Source organism: Chitinophaga pollutisoli (assembly GCF_038396755.1).
Taxonomy (GTDB): Bacteria; Bacteroidota; Bacteroidia; order Chitinophagales; family Chitinophagaceae; genus Chitinophaga; species Chitinophaga pollutisoli.
Genome location: NZ_CP149822.1, coordinates 956,240 through 968,863 on the forward strand (window position 1 = coordinate 956,240; position 12,624 = coordinate 968,863).

The following is a 12,624-nucleotide window of genomic DNA, read 5'->3' on the forward strand; positions in this document are numbered from 1 at the left end:
TTTTCCTTTGCCTGCGGTCACTTGGCATTTGGTCATCCACCAACCGGTTTCATCACGCAAAAGCGCCTGTTGGTGTATCGGATTTCAGGTCCGCGGGCAGGCGATATAAGTTTGCATCATCAAATTCAGTGTATGCAAACCTTTTTAACCGCTATTTTCTCAGCAACTATTCTTTCAGCAGCTCCTTCCGCCATTGCGCAGCAAAAGAAAGACTCCATCCCCGCCCCGTCCGTCAAGCAGCTCAAGACCCATGAGGTAACCAGCAGTGCGCCCCCCATTACGATGCAGGGCGGCACTATGATCGTCAACGTCGGGAAATCCGTTACCGCCGCCGGCTCCAATGGCTGGGACGTGGTGACTAAATCACCCGGCGTGATCGCCGACAACAACAACGCCCTCCAGCTGAACGGCAAGCCCGTGACGGTGTACATGGACGGTCGCCCGACACGCCTCAGCGGCGACGATCTCAAAAACCTGCTGTCGTCCACCCCCGGCAGCAACATCGACAAGATCGAGCTGATGAGCATGCCCAGCGGCAAGTACGACGCGCAGGACGGGGCGATTATCAACATCAAGCTGTTCAAGCCCAAAGACCTTGGCACCAACGGCAACCTCACCCTCACCGGCGGTTTCGGCCGTTATCTGCGCACCACCGAGGGCATCACGCTCAACCACCGCAGCAAAGGCGTGAACATGTACGGCGGGTACGACCACAACTACGCCAAGACGTTCACCGAAATCACCAACGACCGCGTTTACCCCGACGGGTACACCCTCACGGAAAATGACTTCAACCGGGAAAACAAACACACCCACAACGTGCGCGCCGGGGCTGATTTCGACCTGTCCAAATCCTCTTCGGCAGGCGTGCTCGTGAAAAGCATGTTCAACAACCGCAGCCGGCTGGGCGACAACTACACCACCCTGCCGGATTCCATTTTCCGCCAGGGCGCCACCGGCGACCAAAAGCTGATAAACCCCAGTGTAAACGCGTATTACCGCACGGCCAGCGCCAAACATAAAAACGAGCTGACCATCAACGCGGACTACTTCAATCACCGCAAAGACTGGGACGACCAGTTCGGCGGTCAGTATTATTCCCTGAAAGAAGATGCGATCGGGTCTTCGTCCCACATCCGCAACTTTACGGAATCCGCCATCGACCTGTATTCCCTCAGCGCGGACTATTCCCAGCAGTTTAAGGCGTTCAAGCTGGAAGCCGGTCTTAAAACCACTTTCACCGAAACCGACAACAACATGCGCTGGGAAATGATGAACGCCGGCAAATGGGAAAACGATCCCAACAAAACGAACCACTTCATTTACAAGGAAAATGTGAATGCGGCTTACGCCGGCCTGAGCAAAACGGTGAAGAAATGGTCGTTTACAGCCATGCTGCGCATGGAGCATACGAATGCGAAGGGGAACAGCCTCACGATGGATCAAAAATTCTCCCGTGATTACGTGCAGTTCTTCCCCAGCGCTTCGGCATCATGGAACATGAGCGCCAAAGACCAGTTCAGCTTCAGCTACCGCCGGAGCATCAACCGGTTCGGCTTCGATATCGTGAATCCCTTCATCACTTACGTGAACGCCTACTCACTCCGCCAGGGCAACCCGGATATCAAACCGATGCTGTCGCAGGCCGTGCAGGCAACCTGGAGCCATAAGTACCAGCTGTTCACCACCGTGGCATTTACGCGGATGACCGACAATCTGAGCATGACCTTCAAACAGGACCCGGTGACCAAGGTGCAGGTGATGAGTTTCGACAACCAGACGAATTTCAACCTGGCGTATGCCAACGTGGTGTGGGTGAAGCCCATTACCCCGAAGATCCGGACCACCGTGACCGTGACCGGCTTGTACCTGGGTATTAACACCGTGCTGGACGGGATCGATTACAACAAGAACAGCGTTACGGCTTTCGCCAATATCCAGAATTCCTTTACGCTGCCCAAAGGCTTCACAGCCGAGCTGAACGGTAACTTCCGCGGGCCGCTCATGGCCGGGTACGCCGTGATGAAAACACAGGGCAACGTGGACCTGGGGCTGGGCAAAACGATCATGAAAGGAGCCGGTTCGCTGAAACTGGCGGCTGTAGACATCTTCAATACCAACCAGATGCGGTTCAAGGTGAACTACGGCACCATCAACAACCTGGGCAAGATGAACATGGACACCCGCGCCGTGAACCTGACCTTCAATTATAAATTCGGCAATAAAAACGTGAAAGCCGCCAAGTCGCGCAAGAACAGTATCGAAACGGAATCCGGACGAACTGCCACGCAACAGGGCTTTTAGGAAATTAAGGGAAAGCCTCCGCAAGGGGGCTTTCTCTTCTTATTTTCCCTATTTTTGAACGAAAGCACACCTCCGCACATGTTATTGGACCAAACCAGCCGATTTTTTAAAAAAGAATGGAAGAAGATCGTCATCCTCTTTTCCATCGCCCTCGTCTGGAACATTTTCGCCTTCCTTTTTCTCTATTCCCTCGACCCTGATCTCACCGATACGGCCTACAATCGTTTCGGCGGCATTTGGGTAACTACTTTCCGGTCCATCGTCGAATTTACCATTACTTACTACATCCTGATTTATTTCGCGTGGCTGCCGGCTTTGCACGATAATAAATGGGGCCGTTTCTTTCTCATCATCGGGTTGTTGTTTGCCGTAAAAATCGGCTATTCCCTCATTTACGAATACGCCAAAACCGTGTATGAGGTGAAAGGTCGGCAAGACAAGGTGATGAAATTCATGACGGCCAATAAGATGTTCGTGTTTTCCCTTACGCAGATTTTCACTTATTTGTTTAATCTCACCGTGACCTTCGTGGTGGCTGTTTTCATGCATTTCAGCAGGCGCGAGAAATTGCAGAAAGAGCTGGAGAAGCAAAAGATGGACGCGGAGTTAAGTGCCATCAAATACCAGATCAACCCGCATTTCCTGTTTAATTCGCTGAGTTTTATTTATAGTAAAACGGTACCCCTGAGCGAGGAGGTTTCCAACGCGGTTTTGCTCCTTTCTGACATTATGCGGTATGCGCTGGGGAAGGAAGAGGACGCCGAAGGGAAAGTGGCCCTCACCAAGGAAATCACGCATATGAAAAACGTGATTGAAATCAACCAGATGCGGTTCAACAACAAACTGAGCATCCAGTACAGCGAGCAGCTCGAAAACCCCGCTGCCCGCATCGCTCCGCTCATCCTCATCACCCTCGTGGAAAACGCCTTCAAGCACGGCGATCTGCTCGACCCCGCCAACCCGCTTGTGATCCGTACGGAAGCCAGCGACAACCGCATCCGGTTTTATATCGGCAACAAAAAGAAACTGGGGCCCAAGGAGCTATCGACCAGCATCGGCCTCAATAACGTCCGCCAGCGCCTGCAGCTTACTTATGAAGGAAAGCATCACTTCACCATCAACGAAACGGAACATTTTTATACCGCTGAACTGATCATTCAATTACAGAAAAATGATTAATTGCCTTATCATCGACGACGAACAGCACGCCATCGACTTGCTGACGCACCACATTCAGCAAACTCCCTTCCTGAACCTTCTCTATTCCACCACCGATCCGCTGGAAGGTTTGCAGGTGCTGAATCAGCATAAGATCGACCTCATCTTCCTCGACGTACAGATGCCGTCGATGACGGGGATCGATTTCATCAAGGCCATCAACCGTAAATGCAAGGTAATCCTCACTACCGCCTATAGCGAATACGCCATGGAAGGGTTCGAAAACGAAGTGGTAGATTACCTGCTCAAACCCATTTCCTTCGCCCGGTTCATCAAAGGCGCCCAGCGCGCGCTGAGCCTTATCCAGCCCTCCGCGCCGCCGGCAAAGGAGGAAAGCGATTTCATTTTCGTGAAAACGGAACAAAAAGGCAAACTCATCAAAATCAATATCCGCGATATCATTTTGATTGAAGGATTGAAGAATTATGTTAAAATACACACCCGCGGCGGCGAAAAAATCATCGCACTGCTCAATATGAAAGACCTGGAAGAGCGCCTTCCGGCAGGAGAATTCGTGCGAACGCATAAATCCTTCCTTTTGGCGACAGGCTTTATCCGCATGATCGAAGGCAACCTCGTCCACCTCGACCATACCGACGAAAAGGTGCCCGTGGGCGACACCTACCGGGAAACGTTCATGAACCTGATGAAGGATAAAATCATGACCAACAAGAAGTAGAGCACCCAAAACCTTGTTCCGATGATACAAAAGGCCGTCGTTTCCCTCATTTGCCTGATGGCGCTGCTGCCCGCCGTGGCGCAACCCGTTATGGACAGCACCGGCATCTCCCGGAAATCGCTCGAATATTTCCTTTCCCGCGCCGTTACCATGGCGGAATTCCTGGCAGTGGATCCCTATGGCAACGACGGCCCTTATCCCTACAAAGACGACGACGTGCGGCTTATCCGGCATCTCGGCGCCAAGTTTATCGGCCGGGCGATTTATCGCTGGGGGCATGAAACGGACCTCGCCAACCCGGATTTCCTGGAAAAGGCGAAGGGGCTCATGCGCAAGGTGCACGCCGATGACCCGGAAGTGATCTTTCAGGCTGCGGTGTTTGAAGCGGTTTCGGAGAAGGTGGATAGCATACCCGTTCCGGGATGGGCGTTTGAAGCCCTGGGATTACCGGTGGAAAAGCGGCGTTTCCGGTATGCCGGTATGTTGAATAAAGATGGAAAATTCTTGAACCATTGGGGGAAAGGCCGCAGTGTGCCCGATATAACCCGCACGGAATCGCAGTTATGGCTGATATATCTGTGCGGAACGTATATGCGGCTGGGTTGTGAAGCCATCCATATCGGGCAGGTCAGCCTCATGGGGATGGCCGACCGGGACTGGGCGGCCTGGGCCGCCTTCCTGCAGAAAGTGCGGCAATTTGCAAAAACGCAATCGCGCAGGGGCTGGATTTTGCTGGATGCGCATACGCCAGACGGCGGAATGGTGGCGAATGGCAAGAGCCTGCTGGATTTCAATTCCTTTCCCCTGCGGATCAAACCGGTGGTGGACAAACCCATGGAAGGCATGCTGCAGGTGGGCTACCTCGACGCCTTGTACCGGCGCAGCAAGGGCGGGCAAACACCGTCTGGATGGTCCTGCGCATCGCTTCCGTACCTGGTGGAATTCGACAACTTCGGCATTAGCAGAACGCCCGGGGTTGCGGATACGGCTTCGCATTACATCTGGGGGTACGACGAAATATCCTGGTTCTGCCTTCAACCCGAAAAATACCGCCAGCAATGGCTGCGATACGCATATGACTGGCTGAAAGCGAATGACGGCAACGGATTCCTGCAAATGCCCGTTTCCCGGGTTATCACCACGCAAAGCCGCAAACCCATGACCCGCTACCGCGGTAACACCCGGTCGCCCCAATGTCCGGAAGGCCTCAATCTCGAAGAAACCATTTATCAGATCTGGCACAAACCTTAAACGGCGGCCCATAAGCCCCATGCGGCAAGCGCCGCAATAGCCGTGTTCATGAAGTTGACGGCATCATTGCCAATGACGCCTTTCCGCTCCAGGGTGGCGCCCAGTACAGAATCGGCCAGGTTGCCGATAGTGCCGGCGACCGTGATGATCAACCAGCCCGTACCGCCTCCGCCAAAGGCGAAATATATACTGGCGATGACGGCCGATGCGGCGATACCCGCAAGCGTGCCTTCGAAACTCACGACGCCGTCGAGCCCGTTGGCTTCGCGCCGGAAAGTGAGGATATTCATGAAGCGCCGGCCGTAAAGGGTGCCGAGCTCTGAAGAAACCGTATCAGCCGAAGCGGAAGCCAGCGCCGCGGCCAGCATGATGGGGTAAGGCAAAACGGGCCCTTCTCCCACCGTCATCAGCAACGATATCAACGCCGCCATCCCGCCGTTGGCGAACACCTGCCCGGCGTTCCGCCGTTGCTGCGCACCGCCATGCGCCGCTTTGCGGAATTTACCGTGCGCCGTGGCGAGCACGCCCATCGCAAAAAAAGCAAAGAGCACCGCCAGGCCAAAATACCCGCTCCCGAAGAATACGATGATGCCCGTCAGCCCCGCGGCCACGGCGCCCGCGCGGGTGAGTTTGCCCAGCCGGCAAGCTGCGAACGCTCCGGCGCAAAGGGCGGCAATAACGAGGATAAATTCCGGCATAGCGGCAAAGGTAATAGAAAAAGGCCGCCCCGGAAGAGGCAGCCTTCGATTCATCGTTATCGATTGTCAGGAAAAAAATGTCTACAAAGGTTTACGCGTCACATTCTTCAGCTGGATCGTAACGGTGTATTTGCCTCGCTTCCAGAAACGCTGGATGAAGCGCGGGTTGGAATGGTACCCGTTATACGTGGGATCATCGTAGATGCAGGCATCCGCCGCGATCCGGTAGTAAACGTTAAAACCGTTGCCGGCGCTTATGAAGGGGAACGGCGACTGAAACACGGGATACATCAGCTTGTCGTCGAACAGATCCGGTTTTACGGTATACGTCTCGAACGTCTGCAGGAAAGTGTTACCATTGGGGCGTTTCAGCACTTCTCCCCGCTTGGGATTAAACGGATTGCCATGCTTATCGAGGAAGTAGAGCGTAATGTTGAATTCGTCGGATACTTCGCGCTTGATATCAATGCTGTAAGATTCAGCGCCCTGGCCTTTGGTCACCGATTCCTGCCCCTGTTTCATCAGCGGATTGGAATAAGCGCCGTTCATGGCTTTCAGGTCCTGGAAGGCAACCGTGTCTTTCAGGATAAACTCGCCGAATTTCGGGTACAGCTTCGTTCTTTTGATATTGGAAATCTCCAGGTCGAACACGTAATGCCCGGCGGGGAGATTGTCCGTTGTGTAGTTGGTGTAGATCTGTCCGCTCGTAGGCTCGATATTCACCGGGTAGGCGTCCACCATCTGCATTTTGGACAGGATCTTTTCCTTGGTGGAATCCAGCGTGAAGTTGAGGGCGGCTTTCCAGGTGACCATGGGGTAACGTTTGAGGAAAAGTTCGTCCATGTTCTTGCCGGTAGCCTTGTCGTACACATGCACCAGTTTGAAGTTCAACGGCCGCGTGGAGCCGTCGGGATTCACGCCGATGCCGCGGTATTCCCATCCTTTGGGAATCACTACGGGATTCAGTTCGTAATATAGGTTATCGCTCATGTAACCGATCTCGTCTTTTTTGCAGGCACTCATCAGCGAAGCTGCAAAAAGCCCGGCCAGTATATATTGGGTCTTGAATGATTTCATGTTAGGCACACATTAATTGGTTCCGAAATACAGGGAAGGATTGCCGCTTTCATACCCGGTGGGGTTCTGCAGCACGAAGAGCATTCCCGTGTTGGTGATGATGCCGGAAGTCTGGCAGTATGTTTCCATGTTACCGATCCGGTAATACACGATCCTGGGGTAGATGCCCGTTGCTGGATTATACCCGAGTTGCTCGGATTTCACTTCGCGGTAGGAAACCTCGGCGTCCACGCCCGGGAAAGTAGTCGGGATAGACTGTCGTTCTTCCTTGAGGGCGCTGTACGGGAGGTTTCTTTTAACGATATGGATGCGGATAGAATCCCGGAAACCCTGGAGGTGGTACTTGATCAGCGTGTCGATCGTATACGATTTGCGGGCGTCCATGCCCTGTACGATTTTATGCCGGTCGTTGAGCAATTTCTGGATATGGTAATCGGTTGGCGCGAAAAAGCTGATATCGCTTTCGTTCACGACATTCTGGATGCCCGCTTTGTCGATCAGGAGGCAAAGCGTGTCGAACAGGGGGTTCTTGCGCAGGTAATCCAGTGTGGTCATGTCCACTTTGGCGTTGTGCGTGCCACCGCCAACGATGTAGTCGTCTTTCTTGCATGCCGTCATGAAAACGCCGGCAGCTATGATGATGATTCCGATGATTTTGTTCATGTGCATGGGTTTAGTGGGTGGCCCAGTAATAGTTTTGGGTGAGTTTGTCGTTATTCGGCTTGAGGGCGCGCATGTTGATGGGCCAATAGTAGCCTTTCTGTTCCCAGCGCTCGCCCTTGTAGATCGAAATCCTTTCGGTCAGCAGTCCGGTACGGATGAGATCGAAGAAGCTCGCGCCTTCGCCGAGAAGCTCGCGGTGCCGCTCGTCCAGCAGGTAATCCTTCACAGACGCATCGATCGCCGGATCGTAGTGACGGCCTTTGCGAAGGTCGGCCACGGTGTACGCCGTGGTAAGCGCTTCGGCCTCGCGGTTGAGGTTGGCCAGGGCTTCGGCTTTCAGCAGTACGATATCCGCCAGGCGGAATAATACGAGGTTATTGTTGGCATAGAGGCCCACTTCGTTTTTAGGATCTCTCCAGCTGACGTTGCTGTATTTGGTGAGGATGAATTTGTTGGGCGTCCAGGTGGTATCCGTGATGTCGTTGGGATTCACTTTAAACACGTAGTCCCGGAAGATAAGATCGCGGAACCGCAGGTCGGAAGTCGTATCGGGGAACAGCGGCGCCATGTCTTTATAGAAATCCACTTCTGGTGTCATTTTCACGACTCTGGCCAGGATGAGCTTGTTCCCCCCGTTTGAGCCTTTCGTAATAGGCTCCTGCAGGATGGAATTGAAAAACCCGGAAGATTCGTCGAAGGTCGGGTTGAAGAGCATGGGCAGCTCGAAGATGGATTCGGAGGAACCGCCATCCCACAGCTTTTTCAGTTCCGCGGCGTTCTCCGCCAGCCGGAATTCGTTGGATCCGATCACCGCGTCGGCTGCGGTAAGCGCCGTCGCGTAATCGTGCGCCCAGGCCGCTACGTGCGCCTTCAGTGCATATGCGGCATATTTCCCCGCGCGCACCACGCCTTCTGGATGGATATCATCGAGGTATTGGAGCGCGCTGTCGATATCCTGGCGGATCACTTTGATCGCCTCCGCATCCGTGCTGCGGGCGATGCTGGGCGGATTGTCGAGCTCGCTTTCCTGAAGGGGTTTGAGGCGGATCACCGGCTCACCCCAGGTGCGCAGCACCTGGAAGTACGTATATGCCCGGATGAAAAACGCTTCCCCGCGCAGTTTGTCACGGCGCGAAATATCCTCCCAGCCGCTTTCAGGGATGGTAGGAATTTTCTCCAGCGCCAGGTTCGCCTGGGCGATCACGTCGTAGTAGCGCGACCAGTCCCAGAGGGAACCTTCGAGGTAGGGGGCGTATCCAAACCGGAAACTACCACCACGGATCAGCGAAGCGTAGTTCCACTCCCCGTTGGTATAAATATCCGCCGCGAGCTCGCTGAAGGTAAAAAAAGCGTTCTCGTTGCGCACCGCTTCGCGCAGCAGGTGGTAAGCGCCCGCCACCGACTGGTCGGCCGCCTTCTCATTCACCCAAAAAATCTCGTCGTACGAGTTATTGATGGGCGCTTCATACAGGTACTTCCTGCAACCGGGCACCACGGCCAGCATCGCGAGGAGACATGCATATATACTGAATCTTTTCATTGCTTTACATTTCAAGGTTTGCCATTAGAATTTAACATCCACGCCCATGGTGAACTTGCGGGGGATCGGGTAACCCGAACCGTTGTACACCCCAAACACGTTTACCTGCTCCGCATCCGGCACATCCGCGGCCTGGAACATCACCAGGTTGTCTACCGTTCCGTAAATCCTGATGTTGGACACTTTCAGCCTGCGCGTCACCTGGTTGGGAACACTGTAACCGAGGGTCATGAACTTCACTTTCAGATAATTGCCGTTTTCGTTAAACATCGTCGAGAAAGGCAGGAATTGATAGAAATAACCGTAAGGGCTCATGGCCGGATAATCGGCTTTGTAATCCTCCCCTTTCTGCGCCAGCTGCGAAGGCTTCCAGTAATTCAGCCGGTCGAGGTTCGGCAAACGGCGCGCGGCAAAGCTTTGGTCGCCGCCACGGAAAGTATTGTCCAGCTCGTTCGACATCTGCATGTTGATGATATCGCGGCCGAGGGTGAAGGTTGTGGCGATGGACAGGTACCAGTTCTTATACTGGAAATCGTTCACGAAACCACCGGTCAGGTAAGGATTCGGATTGCCGGTGGCCGCCAGGTCGCCGTACGGGTCGCCGCGGTCTTCATCAGACCATACATCCCAGTCGCCATTCAGGTCATGCCAGATCGGGTAACCCGGAATCACCTTGTTGTACGTTTTGAAGTACGTAATCATCTGCCCGTTCACCGGGTTGAAAGGAATCTCGTTATAATTATTGTACACGCCGCCATACAACATCTGCGCCATCACGTAAATCGGCTTGCCGATGGTGAATTCGCGGCCGATCCCGTAGTTGTCGGACTGATAGAAGGTTTTGTTGTTATAGGGCAGTTTGGTAATCTGGTTCTTGTTGATGGAGAAGTTCAGGTTGGTACTCCATTTCAGCTTTGAGTTGTCCGGCAGGTTTTTGGTGATAACGGCTACTTCAAAACCGCGGTTGCGCACGTTGATGTCATAGTTCGCTGTCAATTTGTTATATCCGGCCCAGAAAGGCATCGCAAATGTATTGAAATCGCGGCCGGCCGTTTTCTCGTAATAATCCACCGTCAGGTTGATGCGGTTGCTCTTGAACAGGAACGTTTCAAAACCGATGTTGAACTGGCGGCTGCTCGACCAGGTAAAGTTTTTCTTCGTGATGCCATATCCGTTTTCATAATCCGGCAGGTAAGCGGCGGTGCCGTTGTAGTAACCCGGAATGGTGAACCGGTTGTAAGGCGCGTAGAATTCATAAAACTGTTCACCGGAAGTACCATAGCTGCCGCGGAACTTCATATAACTCACGACAGATGTAAGGGGTTGGAAGAAAGGCTCTTCTGAAAGCACCCAACCGGCGCCTAAGGAATAGAACTTACCCCATTTGCTGTTCGGGCCAAAGCGCGAAGATGCATCCGCGCGGTAGCTCCCCGACAGCAGGTAACGTTCCTTGTAATCGTACTGCACCTGCCCGATCCACGACAGCAGGCTGGATGCACTGTAATCGGAATACACACGCTTGTCCTGCTGCGCCACGTTCCCGATCACCTTGATGTCGTCGCTGGGCAGGTTGTAACCGATCCCTTCCATTTTGGTCCCGATGTCGCGCTGGAAGCTCTGCCCGGCTGTAACGTACACGTGGTGGTCGTTGGCTATTGTCTGTCGGTAGCTGAGCGCGTTGTCAACGAAGTAAGTATTGTAGCCGCCATTGAAGGAGCTGGCCCTGTTCACACCGTCAGCATCCAGGTCGGAGGGCATGAAATACTCGCGCTTGTTGTTGTTCACGCTGGCGGAGCCCATGAAGCGGTATTCCAGTCCTTTCACGATGTTGTATGTCAGCCCGAGGGAAGCAACGATCTGGTCGTTGATATTCACGTCGCGTAGTTTATCGTACTGATCGGTATAGGCTTTGGCTTTCTGCGGCGTGATATAGAGCAGCGATGAGGGCAAAGCGTGGAGGTCGATCGGGAGGGGCGACTCGTAGCGGTCTTTACCGAGGCCGCGCTTACGGTCCATGCGGCTGAGGCTCAGGTTGGTGTAGCCGCTGATTTTTTCGGAGAATTTGAAGTTGATGTTGCCGCGCAGCGCGTAGCGTTTGAAGCCCGTGTTACGCACCACGCCGTCTTCGTTGTAATAGTTGGCGGAGATGCGATAGTTCATTTTATCGGTTCCGTTGCTCACCGCGAAATCCGCGTTGCCCATGTTACCTGAGCGGAGGAACATATCCTGCCAGTCTACGGCGTTGTTGAACGAGGGGTTGAGGCTGTCTGTCAGTACCACGGGCAGTTTCGCTTCGTTGGCGTAACCGCCGTATTCTTTGAGGATGGCGAGTTTCTGCCTTCTTTCCTCGGTGCCTGTCACGGTTTCGAGGAGGCGAGGGCGGGAAACGATGCCGTGGTAGTAGTTGAGGCGGAATTCCGGTTTGCCTTCCTTGCCGCGGCGGGTTTTGATGACGATAACGCCGTTGGCGCCGCGGGAGCCCCAGATGGAGGTGGCGGCGGCGTCTTTAAGCACCTGCATGTCCTCGATGTCGTTCGGGTTGAGGCCGGCGATGGCATTGGTTTGCGTACCGTCGAAACCCATCATGTCGTCGACGTTCATGGGAACGCCGTCGATCACGTAGAGCGGAGTGCTGAGGGCGCGGGCTTCGTCGAGGTTGAGGTTGACCCTGGAGTTTCCGCGGATCACGAAAGTGTTGCGGACCCCGGGCTCGCCGGTGAAGTTCTGCACATTCACGCCGGTGACGCGCCCCTGCAGGAGGTTTTCGAAGCTGGGCGCGGGAAGGTTTTCCACGACGTCGCCTTTCACGGAGGAGATGGCGGTGGTGGAGGTTTTGCGCGTCATGGTCTGGTACCCGACCACCACAACGTCTTTCAGGCTCTGTGCGTCAGCCTGCATGGTGACGCGGATTACATCGCGGTCGGCTTTCACGACCGTTTTAGCGTAACCCATGAAAGTAAATTCGAGTGAGGCGTTGGCACCTTTGAGGGTCAGCGTGAATTTCCCCTCGCCGTCAGAGGCGGTACCGTTGTTGGTACCTGATTCCCTGATGGAGACACCTGGCAGTGCCTCCCCTTTGGCATCCTTCACTGTACCGGACACCTTTCGGTCCTGGGCCAGGGCAACGGCATAGGTTGCCCATAGCAGGACCAACAAAAAGAGTAGCTTCTTGGTCATACAAATCTTGATTGATA

9 protein-coding genes are annotated in these 12,624 nt (G+C 54.1%); 4 read left to right on the forward strand and 5 right to left on the reverse strand.

Features of this window, described 5'->3' with window-relative positions:
- The first annotated feature begins 132 nt into the window (after positions 1 to 132).
- From WJU16_RS04170 to WJU16_RS04185, 4 genes are all read left to right on the forward strand, one after another.
- On the forward strand, positions 133 to 2,304 hold the full coding sequence (locus WJU16_RS04170) for an outer membrane beta-barrel family protein (protein ID WP_341837066.1): 2,172 nt from the start codon (positions 133 to 135) through the stop codon (positions 2,302 to 2,304).
- A 78-nt stretch (positions 2,305 to 2,382) separates the two neighbouring features.
- Positions 2,383 to 3,483, forward strand: coding sequence for a histidine kinase (locus WJU16_RS04175; protein WP_341837067.1), 1,101 nt, complete (start codon positions 2,383 to 2,385; stop codon positions 3,481 to 3,483).
- Positions 3,476 to 4,201 (forward strand): LytTR family DNA-binding domain-containing protein, encoded by a 726-nt coding sequence (locus WJU16_RS04180; RefSeq protein WP_341837068.1) that lies wholly within the window; start codon positions 3,476 to 3,478, stop codon positions 4,199 to 4,201. Before WJU16_RS04175 ends, WJU16_RS04180 begins: the two co-directional genes overlap by 8 nt.
- A gap of 21 nt (positions 4,202 to 4,222) precedes the next feature.
- Positions 4,223 to 5,452, forward strand: coding sequence for a hypothetical protein (locus WJU16_RS04185; protein WP_341837069.1), 1,230 nt, complete (start codon positions 4,223 to 4,225; stop codon positions 5,450 to 5,452).
- On the opposite strand, the gene WJU16_RS04190 is transcribed toward WJU16_RS04185, so the two are convergent.
- The 5 genes from WJU16_RS04190 to WJU16_RS04210 form a co-directional block, all read right to left on the reverse strand.
- Positions 5,449 to 6,150 carry a DUF92 domain-containing protein gene (locus tag WJU16_RS04190; RefSeq protein ID WP_341837070.1) on the reverse strand — a complete coding sequence of 234 codons (702 nt, stop codon included), beginning with the start codon at positions 6,148 to 6,150 and terminating at the stop codon, positions 5,449 to 5,451. The two genes, WJU16_RS04185 and WJU16_RS04190, sit on opposite strands and share 4 nt — an antisense overlap.
- A gap of 81 nt (positions 6,151 to 6,231) precedes the next feature.
- On the reverse strand, positions 6,232 to 7,227 hold the full coding sequence (locus WJU16_RS04195) for a hypothetical protein (RefSeq protein WP_341837071.1): 996 nt from the start codon (positions 7,225 to 7,227) through the stop codon (positions 6,232 to 6,234).
- A gap of 12 nt (positions 7,228 to 7,239) precedes the next feature.
- The gene (locus WJU16_RS04200; protein ID WP_341837072.1) at positions 7,240 to 7,890 is read right to left on the reverse strand and encodes a hypothetical protein; all 651 of its coding nucleotides are present in this window, start codon (positions 7,888 to 7,890) and stop codon (positions 7,240 to 7,242) included.
- Between the two features lie 10 nt (positions 7,891 to 7,900).
- Positions 7,901 to 9,430: a RagB/SusD family nutrient uptake outer membrane protein gene (locus WJU16_RS04205; RefSeq protein WP_341837073.1), complete on the reverse strand. Its 1,530-nt coding sequence runs from the start codon at positions 9,428 to 9,430 to the stop codon at positions 7,901 to 7,903.
- A gap of 24 nt (positions 9,431 to 9,454) precedes the next feature.
- Positions 9,455 to 12,607 carry a SusC/RagA family TonB-linked outer membrane protein gene (locus WJU16_RS04210; RefSeq protein WP_341837074.1) on the reverse strand — a complete coding sequence of 1,051 codons (3,153 nt, stop codon included), beginning with the start codon at positions 12,605 to 12,607 and terminating at the stop codon, positions 9,455 to 9,457.
- Positions 12,608 to 12,624: the final 17 nt, after the last annotated feature.